This window comes from Pontibacter saemangeumensis, assembly GCF_039541895.1.
Lineage (GTDB): Bacteria > Bacteroidota > Bacteroidia > Cytophagales > Hymenobacteraceae > Pontibacter > Pontibacter saemangeumensis.
The window spans coordinates 143,840-167,703 of record NZ_BAABHC010000006.1 but is presented as its reverse complement, the minus strand read 5'-3'; the positions used below and the strand labels follow the sequence as shown (position 1 = coordinate 167,703).

Here is a 23,864-nt window from a genome sequence, read left to right as displayed (position 1 = left end):
AAATCAGCTGAGACCATGATTCAGATTACCATGATACATATCATGCTTGAGAAATTATCTAAATGAAATCAAAACAGCCTCTTAAATAATAAAAATCATATCTTAAAGCTATAGAAAATCCTCATATAAAAAAACTCAATATATACAGATTAATATCAAAACGAAGAACTGGTACTAACTAATTCTTTTTCAAGATTCTTCAGTTTTAAATAATTCGGAGTACTCTTCACAGCAGGGACAGTAAAGGAAAAAGTCTATGACTTCCAATAGACTTTTTCCTTCCATTGTAATTGCTCCTCAGTTGGTTGCTCTCCATAACTGAACTCGTCTTTTACTCCTCCGCATTTCCTGCAAAGATAAGTCTGCAGTTAGAATAACACATATATGCAAAAAGGGTGAACAATTTTAGCTTTACACTTAATTTTCTGGTTAATCTTCTTCTTGTTCTAACATTATCTGGCTCCCTCCCAGCAACCCACACGCCCTGCCCCCTTAAGTAGGCAAGCAACTATATCCCCCATCGGCTTTACATCGTTATAAAAAAGACAGACGCAAAAGATAAACGAATGGGAATGAAATATATATACCAAGGCTTGCTCGCCTTTTGCTTCCTGGCCAGCCTGTGCCTGACGGGTTGCCAGGCCAGCACTTCCGCCAATACAGCCACTACAGAAAGTAACACCCTGGCGCCCCAACGGGTGGATATCAGAGGAAGCATCATCAGGAGCCAATATGACCAGGGGCAGGTGATGCTGGAAGTGGAAGGCTTCCCTTCGCAAAACTCCCGCTACAACCGGGCCTATGTGCTCGTGGAGCCAATCACGCAGATCATCGGCATCGACGGGCAATCCATCAGCCTGAGCGAACTGCGACAGGGGCAAAATGTGGCGATCTTGCTCAGAGGCGGCGGCAATGGAAACTTGCTGGGCATTGGGGTTGCCCGGAAGCTCTGGGTAGAGGAGAATTTTTAACTTTCAAGGCATCTGCTGCATTGCTAAAATGCAAGCCAGGGCCTTCACGGCATAGTACAGCCAAACCTAACAAATCCTTTCAGTCGCAACGCCACTTTTCTTTCCGCATACCGTAGAAAGCAACACAGAAAATCGTTGCCGCATCCCACCCTACGCGCATCCGCTACGACGCCAAAAGTCAGCTTTTCCCCTTGGCATCACCGCTCGGTTCTTACTGCAAGATCATTCATAATTAAGACTTTAACGAAATCATTTTCCGTACGCATCAGACACAGTGTATCCCTGAATAAAGTAACGAAACATTCATTTGTTGGCACAGGCAATGATTTCTGCCAGACTTCTTTACTTTTCTTTAGCGATTGCCTCCCCCCGTACTTGTAGCTCTGCCTACTGGTTTTTCCCTGCAAAGCATGCTTTCTACATGCAGGAATATCCACATCTTCTCAAAAACATGAACCTATTGCACATGGAGTCAAAAGCTACTACTACGGAAGGCTTAATCTTATTCAAGCGAACATATATACTACTGGCAGGCATAATCTCTTGCCTGCTTTCCGGTGCCTCGCTGGCCAGCGGCCTTTCTGCCGATAATAAAGCCACGGGATTGGCTGGTGAAGAAATAGTCAGCTTCACCTTGATCAATGCCGATACAGACCAGCCTATCCAGACGCTCACCAGTGGCGCCACCATCAATTTAGCTGCTTTGCCTACCAAAAATCTCTCTGTGCGGGCAAACACGTCTCCTGCTACAATCGGGAGTGTGGTGTTTGTCCTGAGTGGCACACAAAGCCACAACCAGACAGAAAACATTCTGCCTTACGCCCTGTTCGGCGACACAAACGGCGACTTTAAGCCCTGGACGCCTGCTGTAGGCAGCTACACCCTGAAGGCGACGCCCTACTCCGCGTCCCGGGCAGGCGGCACAGCCGGAACTACGCTGAGCGTAAGCTTCACCGTCGTTAACCAGGCAAGCACACAACAGGTGGTAAGTTTCACTTTGTTTGATGCCGCAACTAAAACGGCGATCATGACGCTCAGCAACGGAGCAACGCTGAACCTGGCCACTCTCCCGGCCACATACCTGAACATCCGTGCCAACACGAGCCCGAGTACAGTCGGCAGCGTGGTGTTTACGCTGAGCGGTGCGCAGAGCAAATCCGCGACTGAAAACATTAATCCTTACGACCTGATGGGCGACAACGGATCCTGGGTGCCAACGGTGGGCAGCTATACCTTGAAGGCAACTCCATATTCCGCGTCCAGGGCGGGTGGCACGGCGGGAACGGCCTTGAGCATAAGTTTCGCCGTCGTAAACAACTCGTCCCAAAGCGTCGTTACTGGCGAGCTAAAGAAGTGGCATAAAATTGCCGTCACCTTTACCGGGCCGGCAACCTCCGAAACGGCAACGACAAACCCTTTTCTGAATTACCGCTTGAACGTGACCTTTAGCAAAGGCAGCCGGCAACTGGTGGTACCCGGTTATTTCGCCGCCGACGGTAATGCAAAGGAATCGGGCGCCACCGCCGGAAATAAATGGCAGGTGCTGTTTACACCGGATGAGGAAGGAACCTGGTCTTACAAAGCCTCTTTTCGGACCGGTACGAACATCGCGGTAAGCAGCAGCCTGACGGCCGGCAGCCCAGTGGCTTTTGACGGTGCTACCGGGAGTTTCAGTGTCGGGCCCAGCGATAAAACAGGCAGGGACTTCAGGGCTAAAGGCCGGCTGCAGTACGTAGGGGCGCACTATCTCCGTTTTGCCCAGACGGGGGAGTATTTTCTGAAAGGAGGTGCGGACAGCCCGGAAAACTTCCTGGCTTACCAGGACTTTGATGGCACCTACAGTTCCGGCAGTGCCAATTATATCAAAACGTATACCCCCCATGTGGGCGATTGGAAGAGCGGTGACCCCACCTGGAAAAGCGGGAAAGGGAAGGGTATTATCGGAGCTGTAAACTACCTTGCCTCCAAAGGAATGAACGCAGTCTATTTCCTGACCATGAACGTGAACGGGGATGGAAAAGACGTGTGGCCCTGGACTTCCCATACGGAGCGATACCGGTTTGATGTCTCCAAACTTGACCAGTGGGAGGTGGTTTTTACCCAGATGGACAAGCTTGGCCTGATGCTGCACGTGGTGACACAGGAACAGGAAAACGACCAGCTGCTGGATGGCGGAGCCTTAGGCGTGCAGCGGAAGCTATATTACAGGGAGCTGATCGCACGGTTTGGCCACCACCTGGCCATAAACTGGAACCTGGGAGAAGAAAACACCAACACGGATGCCCAGCGCAAAGAATTTGCAAATTATATCAAAAGCCTCGACCCCTATGACAGCTTCCTGAACGTGCATACCTATCCCGGGCAAAAATCCACTGTTTTTACTCCGCTGCTTGGGTATGCAACCCTGGACGGCGCATCCCTCCAGGTTGCCAATGTGGCCGATGTCCACAAGGAGACGTTGAGTTGGGTCGAGCAGTCCGCCTCGAGTGGCCGGAAGTGGGTTGTTAACCTGGATGAAATCGGCCCTCCGGGTGATGGGGTTTTACCAGATGCCTATGATTACGCCCACAATGCCGTGCGCAAGTCAGCCTTGTGGGGCAACCTGATGGCTGGGGGTGGCGGTGTGGAATGGTACTTCGGGTATAATTACCCCAATGGCGATCGAACAGCGCAGGACTGGCGCTCCCGTGACCATATGTGGGACTTAACGCGCTATGCCCTTGCTTTTTTTCACCAGTACCTTCCTTTCCACCAGATGAAAAACAACAATGGTTTAACTTCCAGCACCAGCGACTATTGTTTTGCCTTGCCAGGAAAAGTATATGCCATCTACCTACCAGCGGGCGGCACCACCGCCCTGACTTTAGGCACCACCAGCAGCTCCTACCAGGTGAAATGGTATAACCCGCGCGAGGGCGGGTACTTGCAAAACGGGAGCATTCAGCAAATAACAGGCGCAGGTAATCAATCCATCGGAAACCCGCCCGCAAATGACGGACAAGACTGGGTATGCCTGGTAACAAACACAGCAGGTGCCGCAGAACTTACCTCCTCTGTGATGCAAAACACCCGTTTAGCCGGGAGCTCATCGCCCATTGTCTTAACGTTTCCCAATCCGGCAAGAGATCACGTAAGCGTAACGGTGCACTTACCAGCCGAAATGCCATTGGAAATCGCTATACTGGATATAACTGGCCGCACAGTTCATGCGGTTACCGTTGCGCCTGTAAAGGTATTCTCAGATGACTTTGATTTAAGTGCAGTTAAACCCGGGGTATACCTGCTAAAGGTGAAGTATGGGGAAAACCAGACTACCCGACGAGTTGTAAAAATGTAAAATTCATCCATACACCAGGCTTTGCGTCCGGCAGGTCCCCTTATTCATAGGGCGCGTACGCTGTCTCAAATAGTGGCTAGGGGTTCTGGGGCATATTCCTGTTGCGGAACCGCGGATAGGAGCCGGGGTGCGCCTTGATCCACTTCCGGCTCCACTTGTTCTGTTGCTGGTTAATAGGGTACATGATCCAACTGGCATTTTCCCAACCGCAGGCAGCGCCGTGCAGCTCCGTTGGCACATCGCAATGTGCGCACATCTCCGTGCTGTTTTCTGTGCTGTTCATAATTATCATGTTTTATTGAATCCCATAATAGAAAAACCGATGCGCTTGATTATCCTAAGAAAAAAGAATCTGTGGGCTCTGCTCTAATATGATGAAAGCACGATCGAAAGCCCAGGGATAAACAGGAAATCATCCTGTTTAAAGGAGAGTCATGAATTGGTCTATGGAGAATATACGTTTTGAGCTTAAATAAAGATTATTATTCGAATATAATTTATAATATTAAACAGCAAAATATTTAGTTTAGACTTTAGGTGATGTATATTGCTGTTCCCCTGAACGTCTTATCAGTTCACATGCTGTTTAGATTTTCCCTAGGCTTTCCATTAGATAGCCCATGTTGCGATACACTTGCCATATCTAATCATGCCCCGCCCCTGCGCTGAAAAGGGGCCGCGACCCCTGTAGGTGAATTTCGCAGAAGAGAATTTTTATTCCTTATTGGGGGCGGGTTTTCAGTCAGCAGATGTAGAGAAGATTTATATAGCGCGGCTTGAGTTATATATAAACCTACCCGAAAAAATTACGTGTTTATACTTGATAGAAAACCAGTAATAGCCGGGCATCAGTTGGAAGGGGTTCTGCGTTATTTTATCTTTAGCAGGACCACAGGAGTCGGTTAGATTGCTATGCGCATTACGAACTGTTAACTGCGCTGCCTCCACTGCCCGAGAAAATGGCCATGCCTCTTCAGGAGTAACAGGAAATCGCCAGTTCTTACCTCATGGAGCTAACTGACGACGTGATGGGGTGACCAGCTACTGGCCATGTAATGCCTTTGGTGCCTTGCAGATGTCCGCATCCTCCACCTCTCCCCCGTACGGGGACGTGCCTTTTTGACCTGCAATTGTGATAGTATATATAAAATCTTCTGGTTATGAAAGAACAGGCAACTCAATCTTACCTTTCCTACAGCATAGCGCCTGAATCGCATCTCATGAGAAGCCATTGGCTGATGGGCGACGACAGCAACAGCTATCGAGAAGGCATGCTGCAACTGTGTGAGCAAGTGAGCCAGAAAATGATTGTCCGCCTGCTCTACCACGTATCCAGTTACTACTCTCCTGACGCCAGTGACCAAAAGTGGATCCTGGAGGAGTTCTTCCCGCTGCTCGCCCAGACAAAGCTTCGGAGGATCGCTGTGGTCATAACCTGGGACGTCTTCCTGCAGACGGTTGCAGAGGAACTGTGCAGAAAATCCATCGATGTATTTGAGGGCAGTATCCGGATGAAAACCTTCCACGACGCGCAAAGCGCAGAGGACTGGCTGCTGGCTGGCGGCTAAGGCAAGCACCGTTCACACACCCGTTAAGGCACCTGTGGCGGCAGTAATAGCCCCAGCGCAGACCTTTGTATCTGCCTCCTGTAATGTTTTAAATGTTTGCCCGTTTCCCTGCATCAGCTTAACGCACTGTTTCAGCCGGCGCAGCGCTCCGCCGCTTAAGTTAAAAGCACCACAAGGGATATTTAAGCTAAAAAACTATATATGACAGAGTAACATTGCTTTTGAATGGCCGTATATATAAACAGAAGCTAAATCCGGAACATTTGGATTAGCTTTAAGGAAAGGGACACGTTACGTGCCCCTTTCTGTTTTATAAGACTGTCCCTTATATCCCAGCGTTCACTTTTTTCAGTCCTGCCCGGACCTTAGTTCATCCGTTTATATAACCCAGGTTGCGACATATGTTGTGAATTATTTGGATAACTAAAGCTCACCCCTGCACATCCCGGGAGAGGCAGGTCATGTTTTAAGAAAGTAAGGAAACCGCGACTCAAAGTGATATATGAACATGAGGCTTGTTGACTGAGCGCCTTCCCGCCTTATAGATGGATTTGGTGCTGGCAACTCTCAGCTTTTATATCGTTGAAGCACTTTTTTATACCTCTCCCTGAGTTCTCTCAACATTTTTTCCAGTCTTTTCACTTCCGTCACGTCCCTGAAGTCCACCACTCCAGCTGTGATATTCCCTTTTTCATCAGAAACGGGCCGCCCCGTAACGCTGATAAACCTGCCCTTCGGAAACCTGCTGTTCCGGATCAGCATCTCCACGTCATCGGAAGCCTCGCCCTTCAGCGCTTTGGCAAGAGGGAGTTCATGCGGAGGGAACGGCGTTTTACCGTCCAACCGGAACACCCCGTACCTGGACGACCATTCGCTCATGCTGATCTCCGCTGCCCCTAATCCTAAGATTTCCTCCGCGTTTTTATTGAACAGGATGAATTTCCCCTGATTATCAGCCACCACGATGCCCTCGCCGATACTGGCAATCACCGTCTTCAGCCTTTCCTCGTTTTCCCGGATCAGGGCCTCCAAGGCCTTCTCGTGCGTGATGTCCCGGCACACCACCACACTGCCTATGATATTTTTTTGGTCATCAAGAATAGGCCTTCCGGTTACTTTGATGGACCTCCCCTCCGGGATCTTGTCGTTCCTGACATATAGCTCCACTTCGTTTGTTTCTTCCCCTTTCAGGCCTCTGGCCAGGGGCAGTTCTTCCGGCGGGTAAAGCGTCACCCCGTCCGGTCTGAAGGAACCGTAGCGGGCCGACCAGTCCGAAAGGGGGGTATCTGTCATGCCGAGCCCAAGAATTTCCTCCGCAATGTCATTAAAGTAGGTAAACCTGCCGCTGGCATCCGACACCACAACGCCCTCGCCGAGGCTGGCCAGGATAGCCTTGAGCTTTTGCTCACTCTCCAGCAGCTGCTTTTCGGCCTTCTTCCGCTCCGTTATATCGGTTGCAATGCTGCACAGCGCATTAATCTGCCCTTCCGTGTCTCGCAAAGGGAACTTCACCGTGAGGTAAGTCCGCTCTGCCGGGTCAAGCTGAAATACTTCTTCCATGGATTTGGTTTCTCCCAGTTTCAGTACCTCGCGGTCATGTTCCTCGATGGTTGCGGCAATCTCATCGGGAAAAATTTCCATGTCAGACTTACCCCTGACCTCTTCTGCTGTAACATGGAAGATACGCTCAAACTCCGCGTTCACCAGTTCAAAAGATCCGCTTGTGTCCTTTATATAGATGGGGGTGGCCGTGTTGTCGAGGATGGACTGGAGCTTCTGGGCATTCTCCCGGAAGATCAGGTCTGCCCTGTATCTTTCCTTCCTGGCACGGTGCCGTTCCACGGCATTGCGGCCCAGCAGGAACATGGAGACAGCATAGGTCAGCAGCGCAAAAACGGCAGTACCGAATTCCTCCGAATAATAACCGGCATATTCTCCCTGCAGCTTCAGCCAGCCGACCAACAGCGGGAGCCCTAGGGCCATCAGCCGTGAAAACAGCTTCTCGCCGGTGTCTTCGCAGAACACCAGCAGCATGATTCCCTTGTCGGGGCGGGCGAACAGCAGGCCCATTGCCAGAACAAGGAAAACCAGGGCTGTATGCAAAGCCATGGGGATATAGGCGGCAACGCCGATCAGGTAACTTACCCCATATATATAGCCGTACAGCGAAAGCAGCGCCACTAAAGTGATGATGATGCTCAAGTACTGCGCCGGTCTTTGTTTCCGTGAGGTCTCCACATCGATCAGCAGGGCGGCAAGAGAAGCCAGCATAAAGCAAAAAGCCGTATTGGGTGCCATCCGGTTGTACAGGCCGTGGCTTTCTTCCCGGAGTTGAAGGGGGAACAACAGGCGGTCAAGTGGAAAATCCCACAAAATAATCACGGAAACGAACTTGAGCGTGCAGACGAAGAGCACGATCAGGCTGATGGTATTCGCTACCCTTAAGTCGGATTTGGAGGGATTCTTCAGTAGCCACAGGCTGATGCCGGACAAGATGAAGCAGATGGCAGTCAGCGGGTTCATGGCCACATAGTCTGCTCCCACCCGTTTAAGCCTTTCTATCTCCAGGAGCCACCCTGACAGCACGAGCAAACCTGATACAATGACCAGCACACTGGCTACTCTTGAAAGCGATATGAGCCTTTTCTTTATCAAAGGCTTCACGGCCGTCAGGTTATCAGGCAGCCGCACATCAGTCATGGCTTCTTATCATAAACAGAACGGGATCTTCTATTTATTTACGTAATCAGGCGCGATAAGTCACATGCCCCTCTACCGGTATGCAGTAGCTTCTTTTGCCACTTTCTAAATGGTGAAAAGGCTGCCGCTCCTGTTTATATATAGGCGAAGCTGCTGCATTTTAAAAACTGAAAGGCAGGCAATACGCGGGGCGGGAAAATGAGATTGCGTAATAAGCTGACGAGAGTATAGTAGGCGCTGCGGGGAATTGGCTACCGTACCTGATGTATAAAAGAAACCTATTTCCAGGATAGGCGGGGACATGGCGCAAGAAGGCCAAGGCCTGAAACGGGGTTCTCCACTTGGCCACCGTTTGTTTAGGAGAGAAGTACTACCCTACTCCTGGAGGACCATTTAAAAACAATAAAAGCCGTAGCTCTCCCTCTATAATTTAAAAGACTCCTGCACGCCAGACCAAGGCTTGCTATTGCCATATAGGAGGCAGCGTCTCTGCTTTGGAAGAAGCATTAGCTGCGCTAAACCCGGATGATATTATCTTTGAGGGAATAGGCAATGGCCAGCACGTCCTTCCTTGACTCCTCATCTACGCCGTGCTGATCCAATACATGCAGTATGTCATCCAGCACTGCTATAAATTCCTGCTCGCTGATATTCATTCCTTTGTGTGCCGCCAGCATGTCCCTTCCAGTATACTGTTCCAGGCCTCCGGTGCCCGCACAAAAAAAGTCGACCGTATGCTCCTTGATCTGTTTGAGGTTATCCGCCTGCTCCCGGTAGGGTTGAAAACGAGGTTTTACAATGGGGTTTTTCATGTGCGCCTCGACTATATCATCTACCAGTGCGGTAATCCCTTCTTTCTTTCCCAGCCTCTCGTAGAGAGTTAGCTTCTGCGTGGTTGTTTCGTTCATGGCTTAAAAATTAAATTAAAGATAACTTATGCAGGTTCTGCACCGTCAGACCTTCATTAACTGGAGAATAAGAGATCAATAGAAGGTGGGGCATCCTTCTATAATGCTGCAAGTGCCTCACGGTTATATGCTTACCAAGTTTAAATTTAGCACTTTACCTATTTAATTTTTACCATGAAAGAAAATTTAAGTTCTTTAAATTCTGAGAAAAACCGAGGAGGGAATGTCGCAGAAATTGAAAAAATCACCTTTGAGCTTTTATGAATGGTTCTGGCTGCAGGCCCTATGTGCTCTCCATATGATCGTCTTCTGGCTCATCAAAGGATCTTCCTGCGTGCTTGAGAATACGCAGAAGATGCGTTTCTATTTGGCCGATACCTTCCAAGAAACAAGGTGGTTATACCCATGTCAGTGGGTTCATGCGCTTTGCATTTAAGCTGTCTGAAGCTTTCCTTTACTGGAGGGGTGGGTGCTGTAGAACAGCCTCGTGCGCAGGATGCAGGGGACAGCGGTATCGTTGGCCCAGTTGCCTGGAAGTCGTGAATTTGCGCACTGTCAGGCCAGTTCAAAGCTCTCACATCTCCGGGCCGCTGGTCATCAAACCCCCTTACAGGAGTTTTTAATTAAATTTATATGGTATGGCTCACTGTCATAAAACATCCTTACTCAGTCTACTTTCAAAGGTTCCGGGTGGCGGATTTCATTTTGGATAACCCGTTCTGCGCCACTTTAAGGGCATCCTGTGCATAATAGTCTTTGTTAAAAACCTCCAGGGAGAGCACCACTGGCCGCTCAGGGTTCTGGATGGTTTGCAAAATGCGCTGGAGCGGAGCAACCCCGTCCCCGGTGAAAACCCGGTCCGCATCGGTGATGGTAGCAGATAACTTGCAGGTATTGCATAAAGCTTTGAATATTAATTTTAGTATGCTGTTATCTCCTAAGTTCCCTATCAGTTTCTGTTGCTTGACACAGCTCCTGCAAAACCACACTAATTTTTAATGATTTTATTAAATAATTTATAAATATAATATAAATAATTGCGTAAAATAAATAAGCTATATCCTCTACCCATCCTACCAGCATCTTTGAAACGCCCTGCCCATTATTCCTAAGCTTGCATATACTGCGAGAGAAACAGTCCGAATTAAAGAAAGCGCATAATTTAACCGTAGACCTATGAAACGTCTCTTACAACTTTTAATTTCCTGCCTCTGCTGCATGACAGGTGCCTTGGCACAGCAACCCTATCAAGAATGGGTGAGTCTGTACAACAGTCAAGGCCCCACATTAAATACAGACGAAAGGGCAGTGGCGGTTGCTGTGGACGCTGCGGGTAACAGCTATGTAACAGGTACCGGTTCAGCAAGAATGACGACTGTCAAATACGCTCCCTCCGGCCAGCAACTTTGGGCGGTGCAGTCTTTAGAAAACTCAAGCGCAAAAGCTATCGCAGTAGACAATAACGGCGGTATATACATCACAGGCAGCATCCCGGGTGGTTACCTCACGGTCCGATACGACGGCGCAACGGGTGAAGAGATTTGGTCCCGGCCGTTTAACGCCCCTGACATCAGCTTTGCCCAAGCCACAGCTATCGCTGTGGACGGTGCCGGGGGCGTCTTCGTTACCGGATTTGTCAGCAGCAGCAGTACGAGTGAGGATTACGCTACCATCCGGTACGATGCTGCCACTGGCCAACAGGTGTGGGTACAGCGATACAACGGGCAGGATAACAGCGGCGATGCAGCCGCAGCCATTGCGATTGACAACGAGGGTGGGGTTGTTGTGACGGGTACAAGCAACAGAAGCGACGGCACCTCCGACTTTGCCACCGTGCGCTACGATGCAGCCACGGGCCAGCAGGCCTGGGTCAGCAGATACGAAGGGGAAGGCAGTAATTTTGATTGGGCAAGAGCCATCGCTACTGACAACTCCGGCAATGTTTACGTCACGGGTCTAAGCTTCGGTGAAAGCACCACCGCCGACTTTGCCACTATCCGCTACGAAGCCGCTACAGGCCAACAAATCTGGGTACAACGGGATAACGGATCTATTGACGGCTATGATGATGTGAAAGCGATTGCCGTGGACAATGCTGGTGGGGTCTATGTAACCGGCAACACGAGTGGTATTGACGGCGCCACAGACGTTGTTACCGTCCGCTACGCGGCTGCCACAGGCCAATTAGATTGGTTTAGTCGGTATGATGGCCCTGAAACCAGCGAAGAAGGGGTTGCTTCCATTACGGTAGACAATAATGGGGGCGTTTATGTCACCGGCACCAGCATCGGCATCGGCGGCGCTTATGCCGACATTGCCACAATCCGTTACGAAGCCGCGACAGGCCAGCAGACATGGGTCAGTCGCTATGACTCCGAAGAAGGAGATTATAGTGAAGACTGGGCCTCCGCTATTGCGGTTGACAACACCGGCGGCGTGTATGTAACGGGTTCAAGCATCAGCAACAGCGGCACTTTTGGTGATTATGTCACCCTCCGCTATATCGCCACTACGGGAGAGGAGGCATGGGTAATGCGGTTCAATGGTATAGCTAAAATAGGCACAGATGACAAGTCCGTAGCTGTAGCCGTGGACGCGGCAGGCAACAGTTACGTCACGGGAACCAGCCAGGCTTCAGACCAGCAAAGAATAGCAACTGTCAAGTACGATCACGCCGGCCAGCAGGTCTGGGCAGCGCAGTTCGAGGCTAACTCAAATGCCACGGCCATTGCCGTTGACAGTAGTGGTGGCGTCTATGTTACCGGATCGGCCACTGTCCGCTATGACGCCGCCACAGGAGAGCAGACCTGGGTGCAGGCAGGAGGCGCCGCCATCGCTGTGGACAACACCGGAGGTGTGTATGTGACTGGTCTATCCACTGCCCGCTACGATGCTGTTACGGGGGAGCAGACATGGGCCACACTTCATGAAGATGTGACCGCCTCAGCCATTGCCGTCGACAGCACCCGGGGTATATACGTCACCGGAACCAGCAACAACGATTATGCCACCGTCCGCTTCGAGGCCACCACCGGCCAGCAGACATGGGCCAGCCGCTACGACGGCGGCAGCTCTGACAACGCTGCAGCCATCGCCGTCGACAACCGGGGCGGCGTCTACGTCACCGGCTCAAGCTACGGTGAAAACGGCTCCGATTTCGCCACCGTCCGCTACGAGGCCGCCACCGGTGATGAAACCTGGGCCAAGCGTTATAACGAGGCTTATGAAGATGGCAAAGGAGAGTTCCCATTCCTCCTCTACAGCACAGAATACGCCAGGGCCATCGCCGTCGACGACCAGGGCGGCGTTTACGTCACTGGGCGTCTCCATTACGAATATGAATACCCGGAACCCGATGAATACTTGTTATCCAGCTACGTCACCCTCCGCTACCAGGCCGCCACCGGTGAGCAGGCCTGGGTGAATAAAGCCAGCGGCCTCACCGGAGGCAGGAACGAGCCCAGGGCCATCGCCACCGATAACAAGGGGGGCGTCTACGTCACCGGGACTTCTTACGAAACGCTTGACGATCGTAAATACATCGGCACAGTGCGCTATGACGCGGCCACGGGTGGGCAGACCTGGGTGGAGGGCTACAACAGCACAGGCAGCGAAGAAGACGAGGCCGTGGACATGGCCATTGACAGCCAGGGAAACCTCATCATCACGGGCTATCGTAACGGTGGTGCTGAGACAGGCTATGACTTCATCACCATCAAGTACAGCCAGCTGTACCAGTGCCCGGACATAGCGGAGGCCGCCATCACCGGCTATACTACCGTCTCCTCCGGCCTTGCCGGCGCCAGCTACTCTGTTGAAGTCCCGGGGGCCACCACCTTTGTCTGGCAGATCACCCCCCCCGACGGCTCCCCTTACTCAGCCTTCTCCGGCCAGGGCACCCCGGCCATCTTGGTGGACTGGCCCGATGCCCCTGATGTGTACAAGGTGAGCGTCTCTTATTCCGCCGGCGCGGGCTGCCCCGCCACCACCTCCACCAAGTACGTCTATGTTTATGACACTCATGCCGGCTTCGTCACCGGCGGGGGCTGGAGCGATTCTCCTGTCAATACGGACTACGAGCTCATGCAGCAGAAAGGCCGCGCCTACTGGGCCTTCGTTGCCAGGTATAAGGAGAGCAGGCCCGGCGGCAGCGCGGGTGACCCGGTGCAGGGCGCGCTGCTGCTGGTGCTCGAGAGCGGCCAGGCCTTCCGCACCACCTCCGTGGAGGAGGGATCGCTGGTTATCGCTGGCGAGCGGGCCTACTTCACCGGTTCCGGCACCCTCACCCGCCGGGGCTCGGGTGGGCTTGTGACCGATCCCCGCCGCTTCGCCTACCTCCTGTCGGCCATAGACGGGCAGTTGGAAGGGCTGCGGGAGGAAGATAGGCTGCTCCTCAGGATATGGGTGATGAACGGGGACGGCAGCCCGGGGGCGGTAGCCTACGACAGCCAGCTGGGCTGCGCTTCCGCCAGCCTCGAGGACAACGCCCCAGCCTGCCAGCAGATCGACAAGGGCTCGATCGTCATCCACCGAGGGGGCCTCCGCAGCGTCAGCGACCTGCTGGCCACCGCCGCAGCGGAGCCGACGGCGCAGGGCCTGCGGGTCTACCCCACCGCAGTTTCCGACAGGGCCACCGTGAGCTTCTCGTTGGAGAGTGCCAGCGAGTATGCCCTGGAGATATATGACACGAAGGGGGCACTCGTAAGGCATATAGCCTCAGGATCCGCAGAGGCTGGCAGACGCTACGAGCAAGAGTTTTCAGTGGAAGATATGGGCAGGGGTCTCTACCTGGCCCGCCTCACCACTGGAGAAAAGGTGCAGACAGCAAAACTGGTCGTGGAGAGATAGGTGCCTTTTATACTGCAACCATGTTCTAAATAAAAGATCATCTCCACATAGCCTAAACGATGTGGAGGTGACTCACACTCCCAAGTTGCGCGCCTGCCGCGCCGCGTATGGCATGCCAATATTCACAGTTGGGTCTGTCGTGTGCATAGCAACCTTTAATTGAAGGACAGGCATCTACCTATTTGCTCTCGAGATTAAAGGTTCCGGGTGGCGGATTTCATTTTGGCTAACCCGTTCTGAGCCACTGTAAGGGCATCCTGCGCATAATAGCCTTTGTTAAAAACCTCCAGGGAGAGCACCACGGGCCGCTCAGGGTTCTGGATGGTTTGCAAAATGCGCTGGAGCGGAGCAACCCCGTCCCCGGTGAAAACCCGGTCTGCATCGGTGATGGTTGCAGAAGGCGTGTTGGCAGGATAGTCATTCACGTGAAATACCTCTATCGCCGCTTTGCCCACCAGCGGCAGGCTGTCCAGGCCGGAACCGCCCCGGTAAAGGTGATAGACATCGAGCAGCAGCCGGGCGGACGGATGGCCGCTTTCCACCGCCACATAGAGGACTTCGCTCAGGCGGCTCAGGTTTTGGGAAAACCCCCACATCTCCAGTTGTGGAGTTACGCCAGTTTGCTCGCCTAACTCCAAGATAGCGCGGTAGCGCTCGGCAGCCCGCTTCAGGTCAAGGCCCGGGTTTTGGGTTGCGCCGCTGGGCGGTGCGGCCGTACGGCGGCAGCCTATTTCTGACAGCATCTCCATTTCGCGCTTCAGCTGCTCCACACCCTTTCTGCGGGCAGCGTCGTCGTCCACGATCCACTGGGCAAAGCCAATGGCATTCTCAACTTTCAAGCCTAATCCATCCAGGAGCCTCCGCGCCTCTGCCAGCTTACCGCCGCCATCCAGAAAAGCCTGCAGGGAATCCATCCATATCTCGACGGATCGGAAACCGGCCTTGGAGGCTACTTCCAGTTCTTTCACGAATCCCAGTTTATGGCCCTTGATCGTGCTCAGATTCAGGCAGTATATAAAGTTAGGCTTGGGAGCAGGCTTCGCAGCTGGCATCGCACCAACTTCTCCTGGCAGCAAGGCCACTCCGATGGATGCTCCCAAAGCCTTTAGGGTGTTGCGGCGGCTTGTATATAAATTAGTCATGGCATAAAAAGAGTAGGTAAGGAATAATCAGACGCCTTAATTTAACTCTTTTTCTATATATCGCAGGATAAAATGTGCCTGTGAAAGAGGGTGATTGATCATAGAATCAGGTTAAGCTGCTAGAAAAGGAACTTAAAAAATAAACTATTAATGATATCGATTATAATATGCTGCTGTAGCGGCTCTAGTTCTGCAGGATTTTTATCTGATCAGTACCATAAATTTTATCCGCTTATCCAGCAACTGAATTCCATTTAGATTTTCATTTCCCGTTCTGTTTACCCGTAGAAATAAATCGTTGCGACGCAGAAGTAGTTAAGTTTGGGTGCCTTGCCTGCGAGAGTCCTCCTTCACCCTCTGCTTGAAGCACTGAGATTGTTTCTGATGAAAGTTGATCAAAATGCCCCATCTAATCCCCTTGTTTGGTCTACCTATTTGATATATCTGACGCTTCGGAACGGAGTAGGATCTTTCATACGGAGGCGGCATCAAAATATTGTTCCGTTATAAAAGACATTATATTAGACTTGCTTGAGGCTGGTTGTCAGAAGACCTTGGAAGATTGCAACGAATTGGTTTTCTGATCACTGGCTTTATCTTATTGGAAATGGTTGATAATGCTGAGGACAAAAAAACCTACTTAACTATTAGCTTTGACTGCCTATTACCCGACGCCCCACTTGCTTTTATTAAATATATGCCCCGGCTCATGTGATGTTTTATCTCAACTTCCGCTTTTGGAGTGTCTTGCGCACCAGTTACTATCAACACTTCTTTTAGGACACGGCCAACTGCATCCTGCAGTGTAACTGTTACAGCTTCGTTTCTGCTAAGACTTTTTACTTCAACATAAATTTTATTCGCCACAACTGGATTCGGGTAGACTTTCAGTTCCAGACCATTCCCTTTATGTGCTTCAATGGTTTTTATAGAACGTGCAGTTGAATCCATTTCTGTTAGGGGAGTTGTTTCTGAAACTTTATCTACTTCTATGGCTGATATGATCGCGTTGTTTATAACAGAATTAAAGCTGATGTGGAGTGTCCCGTCATTGACCGCTATTTTCCCGAATTCCTTTACCACGGCTTTCCCCGCCCCTACTTCACTGAATAGGTCGAAGTTGCTGAGCACTTGCTCTCCCTCCATATCTACATGGAACACCCTGGCTCCTACTTTAGTCAGTTCCATCTTTTCAGCCATTCCGAAATAAGGCTCTACGAAGTGCAGCCTCACCCTGTAATGCCCCACATCACGTACTGGAATTGCGTACTGGAGAGGCGCCTTTGGGGTGTCGTATCTGTATCGCAGGTAAAGACTGTCATCGGCAGTGCCCGCTACATCGAATACCTTGGAAGAAGCAACGCCACCGGAAAAATAAGCGTCTGCGATCCAGGTGCGCGATTGACTATCAGTGAAGGCGGGGCCACCAACATTGACACGGGTGTTGAGCGGAGCATTTGGATAAATATTTACAGGCGTATAGGGCTCAAGTTGTACAGTCTGGCCCTGTATAAAGGCAGTTACAGCCATGTTTGCCTCTGCCCTGAATACTGAGCCGTTTCTTAGCTGCAGCACAAAACCGCAGTTTGCGCTAAAGATCGCATCCGGGAAGCTGTCCCCGTTCAAATCAATCGCCTTTCCTTCTCCTCCGGCCGACGTTCTGCCTATGTAAGTGTTTCCCGCCACACTTCCTACTAGTGTAGAAAAGCCGTCCGTAGAACTAACATAGCTTTTCCTTACAGCCTCAGCGGTGGGGTCTCCCGGGCTGCGCGGATATATAAAAGTAGCGTTGGTAGAGGCTCCTGATACCATTCTTACTGGTAGAAGGTCTCCATAGGCCCCTCTCCTGACTGCATCATTGGCCGTGATTTCTGGCGTGGGATGTAAGGAGATAAAGTTCTGCTGATCGGCTTCACCCGGAATGGATATGCTTGCGATGTGTGAAGTTAAACTGTTGCTAAAATTGGAGGCGCCATCAAATGTTAAAACTGGCCAAGTAACGCCATATTCTGTTGTCACAGAACTGGTAGTCAGTGTTGAAAGGATGCCATCTGGAGTGATCACAAAATCATTTGTAAAAATGGGCCCCTCTTGGCCGACCTTTGGCTTGTATTCAATGCGGCAACGCACCAGCAAAGGGTGTTTGAACTGAGTTGTAAAGATGGCTTCATAGCGGTCCGGTAGACTTGCTAACCTCACCCAGGTATCGCCTTCTAAAAAAGTAGGCGCAAATGACACCCCTAACCCATATTTAGTTTCCCTTACCCCATCCGAAGGCCCCAGGCGGGAGTCCCAGCCTGTTCTTCCGAAGCGCACTACTCCCAACGTGGTCCAGTATTTACTATATGCCGGTTTTGTGGCCCCACGTAGGTTTGCCTGCATGTGCATTCCGCCTGCATTTGCGACGGCTGTAGCCAGGTTTCCGCCACTCACAAGCGTATACCCCCCTATTTCATTAGGGGCAGGTTGTTCCTGTATTTGTGAAACATGGCGATTATAGTTTTCTGACATATGGTACATCATGTAGCCATTGTAGTTGGTAAAATAACTATATGTGGCAAACCCAACCCTGTCAGAAGGGTCAAAATGATTTTTGGTAACAGAGTAGGTGCCGTCTGACCTTCTCCACCGCTGCACGCTCTTGAAGCCCAGGGCAGCGGCCCGGCGGTACTGGCCAGCCTGGCGGGTATCGCCTGCCTTATGGGCAATTTCTGCCATTGTTTCATAACCGTTGGCCAACACAATATCATTCCAGGTGTGGTTGCCACTGCGTCCTCCCGCTACGCCCTGACCCGATGGATCCTGCAGTAGAAGGCTTGCTCGAGTCCCTTTTTTTAGAATTGACCATATTTCCTTCCTTGAGGCGCCATCATACCCGTCTGCAATCATTGCCACTAAATTACCACGCGCCGCTGACTCGTAAGGCCATGTATCAGGATCGCTGGATTGATCGTGGTAAAAATTCCATGGGTTGTTAGTAAACCGGGATTTCTGAGAACTCATCCAGCTTTCCTCGAGCCATTCAACAGCCGTGGCTTTATCCACATAACCGTTCATTGCCCGGTACCATTCGCCCTTCATAGCGTAGGTTCTCCAGTTGTGGGTATAGCCTCTAAGTACAAGTTTAACGGACTTCTGCAGGCGTGCCTTCCAAATTTCCAGCACTTTTTCTGGCACGTGGTTGCTGTAAAGTGGGATAGCCGCAGCCAGGGGGGCTAGAAAAAACTCTCCATGATTGTCCGGAATACCGGCTGATCCTTTGGCTACTTTGCCAGTGGCACTGTTCATGGCCGCAATCCCTGCATCCAGTAAGTCTTCGCCGCGCCCTGCAGAGATCAGCGTCCCTACCGCATAGGCGAAATAAGGCGTGGTGTACTGCACCTCGCTACGACGGTATGGGTCTATTATAGCCCCGCGCTGGTTCTGAAACTTAGCTACTTCCCGCACAACTCCCTCCACTTTTTCGAGATAAGCAGACCTTGGGATATTTAGAGGATGCCAGGGTCTTGCTGTTAAATGGTATCTTATGTTTGGAAGTGATGAGGGGGGCGCTACTGTTTGTGCAAGGCTTTCAAAGAACATAGCAGTGACTAAACTTACTGCTATAACTAACACGCTCCCGGAACGAATCCATATCGTTCTCATGGGATGGAAGTAGCATGGTTTCCTCATCTATGACAGGCTTTTAAGAGGTAATGCTTTGATATATAAAGCATTACTATATAACCTGAATTAAATTACGACAGATCTCATTTGTAGTTGTATTATATAATAAAATCATATAAAATAATATATATCAACAAGATGCTACTTATGCCCCCAACACTTCCAAAACAGCTATAATAATACAACTGCAGCATGATGTTCCTCCAATTAAGTTTATAAGACTAATGGAGCCTTTAAGCTTCATCGTGAAGAGAAGAGGTAAAATGGGAAAGTGATTAGAAAAAGTAGTGCTGAGTGCGGCAGAAACAGCAGCCTTGGAAGAGCACTACTTAAATATTATTTCAATGAGGCTGTCTGGGGCATAGCAGGCAGCCTTTTTCCTTTTCAGCGCATTGCCCCTCAAAGATTGCTAAATTATAAATCAGTAAATTACGTGCAAAGCCGGATGGCACCACCTTTTATACTGATTTTAAAAGAAGCAATCGCAGGCATTAACCATATACATGAACATTACAACACCTGACCCCGCTGCGAACATGATTGAACCTCGAACTGGCAAGAAGGAAAGTCGGAAATTAAAAGAACTGATTGAGCTGAATGATGAACTGGAGAACTATTTCCGGAATACCATTATTCCGCAGCTCTTTGTAGATGCTGATCTGATCCTGCGCAAGTTTACTCCCCCGGCCATGAAGCAGTTTAACCTTGCGGGCTGCCATATCGGAAGACCGATGGAAGAACTGATCGACAATATCCGGTACTCCACGATCATCGAAAACATCAGCGAAGTAATCAAATCCGGGGAGATTTTCGAAAAGGAGATACAGACAACGGATCTGCGCTGGTTCCAGATGAACATTATTCCGTACCTAATCAAACGGGGAAACAGGACGAATGGCGTCATCATCACTTTTGTCGACATCACAGACCGGATGAAAGTGCTGCGCGACCTGGAGAAGCTGAATGCCTCTCATGAAACATTCATATACTCGGTGTCCCATGACCTGAAAGCGCCACTCGCCAACATTGAAGGGTTGGTGCAGCATTTGAACCAGGTATCCGGGAAACTCTTGGAAAATTGCGCAGCAGATAACACGGAACAAAGAACGGTGGCAGCGATGCTTGATAAATCCGTGAAGTCTATGCGAGGTATCATTGAAGAGTTGGCCGAAATCGCTAAAATTGAGGGCAACTACAAGGAAACGGTCGAGACGGTGCACTTCGAAAGTATCCTCAGGCAAGTGGAAATGACGATCAAGGATAACATCATCGAAAGTAAAGCCTCTATCCGGTACGCTGTAGAAGAGCCCTCCATCGAATTTTCAAGGAAGAACCTGCGAAGTATCCTCTACAACCTGCTAAGCAATGCCATCAAATACAAGTCGCCGGACAGAACCCCCGAAATACAGATCAGAACCGTGAAGGAGAATGGGTTTGTACAGGTTTCAGTAAAAGACAACGGCCTGGGCATCAGCGAGGACAAAAAAGACCTGATCTTCACGCCCTTCACCCGCTTTGAAAAAGACAAGGAAGGCACTGGAATCGGGCTGTACCTGGTAAAGAAAATAATCGAAAACGCAGGCGGGGAGATCATTGTCCACAGCACTGTTGGCGAAGGATCAGAATTTATCGTATACCTGAAACCCAAAGTGACGGAGGTCTTCTAAAGCAGGTGGGCAAAGCTCCCCAGCCAGGAAGGTTGTAACTGCAGCACAAGACAAGCCCCATATACCCCCGTTATTTAGCGCCATACAGAAGCACTTCGTTTCAGAAAATAAATAGCGTTAGCCTTTACATGTTTTCTCTACTGTGCTGGCTGGCTGTGGTACCACATATCCCGCTGTACATCTACCGGTACTTCTGTTATCCCGGTGCACTCCATCCTTGCCCCGGTTTAAGGTCTGGCTATTTTCAGCACGCAGAGGATAGTTTCCCAATACCTTGACTGTATCGCTGTGCTGCTCTATCTCCTGCGAAACAAGCTTTCCCTGCTTCAACGCCATCTCCTTGGCTCCTGCCGAAAGTGCTGTACGCCGCCTTCACCAGGCCTGTATTGCAGAAAATTCCTCAGCTTTTTATAACCTGGCGCAAGCTGCTGCACCTTACGCGAATGAGGAGCAAAACAAGCGGTCATCAAAATTCATCCCCGAATTTCCCGGCGCCGCAGGCAACCATTCCAAAATTCTCTCCGTGATGGGTTCGCACCCGGATTTCTGAAATCATAGCAAGGAAGTGTGCCTTAGACTCCTCACCCCCGTCTAAGGCCATCCCTGTAGCTTCCTGTGTTTGTTCTTATTCGCTCTGAAAGGGATAAGCCAAACCGGGAAATAGCCCTGTGCCACCATGCATTTTCTTCTCAATGCTCCGCACCCACCATGAGTTGACCCTATTGCGCAGTCAATCTTTTTCAACCATATAAATCTTTGATTATGAAACGAACAATGTATCTATCGGACAGCACTTTTCCTGAGAGCTTCCCTCGCTTTCAGAACTTTAGAAGGCAGCTCGGCGGGCAGGCGAACCCTCGCCGCAGCACGCCAACACCTGCCCTTCTCACGGTGCTCCTGCTCTGCGTCACAATCCTGTTGCAGGGCTGCGAACCGGATATGGATGTAGCGGCGCCTGCCTCCAAACTCAATGCGGAATCAGAGGCATTATTCAAAACCAAGTCTGTGGATCTGCAGCTTGTGGCGGATAACATGGTTTCGCCGATCGGCCTTGTCGCCGCTCCGGATAAGAGCAAAAGGTTGTTCGTGATAGACCAGATCGGTAAAATATGGATCATAGACGCGGCGGGCATCAAATTATCCGAACCTTTCATCGATGTAAGCCCTCTGATGGTAAGCCTCAGTCCATTTTATGATGAGCGGGGATTGCTGGGCCTGGCCTTTCACCCCGACTATGAAAGGAACGGCCGGTTCTTTCTTTATTACACTGCCCCGCCCCGTGCCGGTGGGCCTGTACCCGATGCTTCCTGGAACAACATAAGCCGTATCTCGGAGTTCAGGGTCTCAGCTTCCGATGCGAATAAGGCAAGCATGGGCTCTGAGAAAATCATATTAGAGGTAGATCAGCCGCAGGGAAACCATGAGGGCGGCACCATCGCCTTCGGTCCGGACGGCTATCTGTATATCTCGATCGGTGATGGCGGCGGCGCCAACGATGTGGCGCCGGGCCACGTGCCGGATTGGTACCCGGTAAATGAAGGCGGTAACGGGCAGGACATTGAGGCCAACCTGCTGGGCAATATCCTGCGGATAGATGTGAACAGCGGCAGCCCTTACAGCATCCCGGCGGATAACCCGTTCGTCGGCAAGCCCGGCCTGGATGAGATCTATGCCTATGGTTTCAGGAACCCCTTCCGTTTCTCGTTTGACATGAGCGGCTCCCGCCGCTTGTTTGCCGGAGATGCAGGGCAGAACCTGTGGGAGGAAATCAGCGTGGTTGAAAAAGGAGGCAACTACGGCTGGAACGTGAAAGAGGGAACCCATTGCTTTGATGCAGCAAATCCGCTGCAGGTATTAGCCTCCTGCCCCGAAGTAGACATATATGGGAACCGGCTGATCGATCCGGTGATTGAAATGAAAAACCTCAGAAACCCGGCGGGCGGCAGAACGATCACCATCATCGGTGGCAATGTGTACCGCGGCAACGCTATTCCCGGCTTTCAGGGCAAGTACATTTTTGGGTCGTTTGCCCAGAACTTCTCTGCGCCAAACGGGGAGCTGTTTATCGCAAACCCCGCCGGCCCCGGGTTATGGTCATTTCAGGAAATTGAACTGGCCGGCAGCCCTGGTGACATCGGGCACTACCTGAAAGGCTTCGGACAGGACCTGGAGGGAGAAATTTATGTGACAGCCTCTACCATGTTAGGGCCAAGTGGCAGCACCGGCAAGGTCTTCAAACTCGTGTTGGCTGGAAAAGAGAAAGGGAAAGATAGCATTTAACTGCTTTCCAGGTAAATATTTTCAGATGGATGCACAAGCCCTGGCAAAAAGAACTTCTAAGACATGAGGTTCCTTAGCCAGGGCTTGTGCATTCAATGCTTTGCCCTTCCACATCCCATATATAGGCAAGTTGGCCCTGGCTTAGGTTTGGTGCAATCTATACCATTATCAACTGAATACTGCGCACGAGGATATTCTATAGAACCCACCCCTGCCCCTCCGAGGAGGGGAATGTGCAGACAGGCAAATTGCAATGCGCATGAACCAACTGATAGTGGTATTAGCCGTGTCGGTTCCGTGTTTTCTGATTAAGCGGTTTAATAGACAGCACTGCTGAAAAAAACCCAGTTGCATATATAAATCCACAGTTGATTATATATGTTAAGTACGCATATATAAATTCGGGTTTCTTGCAAGGCGGTATAAGTAGGCAAGCTATATGATGGCCGTGCTTTTTAACAGAAGCGCTTCATTCTGTTTCGATGCCTGCTATACTATGGCGCTATTTTGAATCGATCCTTCTGCTCCTTCTTGCTATATAAACAAATCGAATACAATCGGATGGCGTGTGGCACAGTTTTAGATTGCCAGGCAGGAGCGCAGGAAGTCTGAACGACATCGGTGGTGCTGACGCCGGACGCAGCGTTTCTGAAGATGCTTACTTATATAGGGAGGTAACGCCTCCTTCTATATATAACAGCTCTCCGGCAAATGGTATTGGCCTTGTGTGCCGGAAAATAAACCTTCAGCTGTCTTTCCGGTTTTTAGTAACTTGCG

General features: G+C 50.7%; 13 protein-coding genes. 7 read left to right on the top strand and 6 right to left on the bottom strand.

The features are described 5' to 3' along the window. The first annotated feature begins 572 nt into the window (after nucleotides 1-572). Nucleotides 573-971: a hypothetical protein gene (locus tag ABD920_RS08740; protein ID WP_345158355.1), complete on the top strand. Its 399-nt coding sequence runs from the start codon at nucleotides 573-575 to the stop codon at nucleotides 969-971. A gap of 466 nt (nucleotides 972-1,437) precedes the next feature. Next, entirely contained in the window at nucleotides 1,438-4,308 is a 2,871-nt protein-coding gene (locus ABD920_RS08735; RefSeq protein WP_345158354.1) for a DUF5060 domain-containing protein, read from the top strand. A 76-nt stretch (nucleotides 4,309-4,384) separates the two neighbouring features. Here ABD920_RS08735 and ABD920_RS08730 read toward each other — a convergent pair whose 3' ends face one another. Then, nucleotides 4,385-4,591, bottom strand: coding sequence for a hypothetical protein (locus ABD920_RS08730; RefSeq protein WP_345158352.1), 207 nt, complete (start codon nucleotides 4,589-4,591; stop codon nucleotides 4,385-4,387). A 937-nt stretch (nucleotides 4,592-5,528) separates the two neighbouring features. Here ABD920_RS08730 and ABD920_RS08725 point away from each other — a divergent pair. After that, nucleotides 5,529-5,876 carry a hypothetical protein gene (locus tag ABD920_RS08725; protein WP_345158350.1) on the top strand — a complete coding sequence of 116 codons (348 nt, stop codon included), beginning with the start codon at nucleotides 5,529-5,531 and terminating at the stop codon, nucleotides 5,874-5,876. Between the two features lie 567 nt (nucleotides 5,877-6,443). On the opposite strand, the gene ABD920_RS08720 is transcribed toward ABD920_RS08725, so the two are convergent. The 3 genes from ABD920_RS08720 to ABD920_RS08710 all read right to left on the bottom strand — a co-directional run bounded on the left by ABD920_RS08720 (nucleotide 6,444) and on the right by ABD920_RS08710 (nucleotide 10,299). Continuing rightward, nucleotides 6,444-8,576 (bottom strand): PAS domain-containing protein, encoded by a 2,133-nt coding sequence (locus tag ABD920_RS08720; RefSeq protein WP_345158349.1) that lies wholly within the window; start codon nucleotides 8,574-8,576, stop codon nucleotides 6,444-6,446. Between the two features lie 515 nt (nucleotides 8,577-9,091). After that, the gene (locus ABD920_RS08715) at nucleotides 9,092-9,484 is read right to left on the bottom strand and encodes a group I truncated hemoglobin (protein WP_345158348.1); all 393 of its coding nucleotides are present in this window, start codon (nucleotides 9,482-9,484) and stop codon (nucleotides 9,092-9,094) included. Between the two features lie 677 nt (nucleotides 9,485-10,161). Then, complete coding sequence (locus ABD920_RS08710) at nucleotides 10,162-10,299, bottom strand: hypothetical protein (RefSeq protein WP_345158347.1); 138 nt, start codon at nucleotides 10,297-10,299, stop codon at nucleotides 10,162-10,164. Nucleotides 10,300-10,852: 553 nt separating this feature from the next. On the opposite strand from ABD920_RS08710, the gene ABD920_RS08705 reads away from it, so the two are divergent. Then, nucleotides 10,853-14,332 (top strand): SBBP repeat-containing protein, encoded by a 3,480-nt coding sequence (locus tag ABD920_RS08705; RefSeq protein WP_345158346.1) that lies wholly within the window; start codon nucleotides 10,853-10,855, stop codon nucleotides 14,330-14,332. Between the two features lie 194 nt (nucleotides 14,333-14,526). On the opposite strand, the gene ABD920_RS08700 is transcribed toward ABD920_RS08705, so the two are convergent. Then, nucleotides 14,527-15,474 (bottom strand): sugar phosphate isomerase/epimerase family protein, encoded by a 948-nt coding sequence (locus tag ABD920_RS08700; RefSeq protein WP_345158344.1) that lies wholly within the window; start codon nucleotides 15,472-15,474, stop codon nucleotides 14,527-14,529. A 636-nt stretch (nucleotides 15,475-16,110) separates the two neighbouring features. After that, nucleotides 16,111-19,056, bottom strand: a complete 2,946-nt coding sequence (locus ABD920_RS08695) for a malectin domain-containing carbohydrate-binding protein (protein WP_345158343.1) — start codon at nucleotides 19,054-19,056, stop codon at nucleotides 16,111-16,113. A 587-nt stretch (nucleotides 19,057-19,643) separates the two neighbouring features. Between ABD920_RS08695 and ABD920_RS08690 the strand changes: the two genes are divergently transcribed. The 3 genes from ABD920_RS08690 (at nucleotide 19,644) to ABD920_RS08680 (ending at nucleotide 23,087) form a co-directional block, all read left to right on the top strand. Beyond that, on the top strand, nucleotides 19,644-20,807 hold the full coding sequence (locus ABD920_RS08690; protein ID WP_345158342.1) for a sensor histidine kinase: 1,164 nt from the start codon (nucleotides 19,644-19,646) through the stop codon (nucleotides 20,805-20,807). 274 nt (nucleotides 20,808-21,081) lie between these two features. Further along, nucleotides 21,082-21,357 carry a hypothetical protein gene (locus tag ABD920_RS08685; RefSeq protein WP_345158341.1) on the top strand — a complete coding sequence of 92 codons (276 nt, stop codon included), beginning with the start codon at nucleotides 21,082-21,084 and terminating at the stop codon, nucleotides 21,355-21,357. A 212-nt stretch (nucleotides 21,358-21,569) separates the two neighbouring features. After that, nucleotides 21,570-23,087, top strand: coding sequence for a PQQ-dependent sugar dehydrogenase (locus tag ABD920_RS08680; RefSeq protein WP_345158340.1), 1,518 nt, complete (start codon nucleotides 21,570-21,572; stop codon nucleotides 23,085-23,087). The last annotated feature ends 777 nt before the right edge of the window (nucleotides 23,088-23,864 follow it).

Bases quoted from the DNA above. Each gene is read 5' to 3' on its own strand.
- ABD920_RS08720 (WP_345158349.1), bottom strand. From the start codon at position 8,576: ATGACTGATGTGCGGCTGCCTGATAACCTGACGGCCGTGAAGCCTTTG.
- ABD920_RS08695 (WP_345158343.1), bottom strand. From the start codon at position 19,056: ATGTTCTTTGAAAGCCTTGCACAAACAGTAGCGCCCCCCTCATCACTT.
- ABD920_RS08705 (WP_345158346.1), top strand. From the start codon at position 10,853: ATGACGACTGTCAAATACGCTCCCTCCGGCCAGCAACTTTGGGCGGTG.
- ABD920_RS08700 (WP_345158344.1), bottom strand. From the start codon at position 15,474: ATGACTAATTTATATACAAGCCGCCGCAACACCCTAAAGGCTTTGGGA.
- ABD920_RS08725 (WP_345158350.1), top strand. From the start codon at position 5,529: ATGAGAAGCCATTGGCTGATGGGCGACGACAGCAACAGCTATCGAGAA.
- ABD920_RS08715 (WP_345158348.1), bottom strand. From the start codon at position 9,484: ATGAACGAAACAACCACGCAGAAGCTAACTCTCTACGAGAGGCTGGGA.
- ABD920_RS08740 (WP_345158355.1), top strand. From the start codon at position 573: ATGAAATATATATACCAAGGCTTGCTCGCCTTTTGCTTCCTGGCCAGC.
- ABD920_RS08735 (WP_345158354.1), top strand. From the start codon at position 1,438: ATGGAGTCAAAAGCTACTACTACGGAAGGCTTAATCTTATTCAAGCGA.
- ABD920_RS08680 (WP_345158340.1), top strand. From the start codon at position 21,570: ATGAAACGAACAATGTATCTATCGGACAGCACTTTTCCTGAGAGCTTC.
- ABD920_RS08730 (WP_345158352.1), bottom strand. From the start codon at position 4,591: ATGAACAGCACAGAAAACAGCACGGAGATGTGCGCACATTGCGATGTG.
- ABD920_RS08690 (WP_345158342.1), top strand. From the start codon at position 19,644: ATGAACATTACAACACCTGACCCCGCTGCGAACATGATTGAACCTCGA.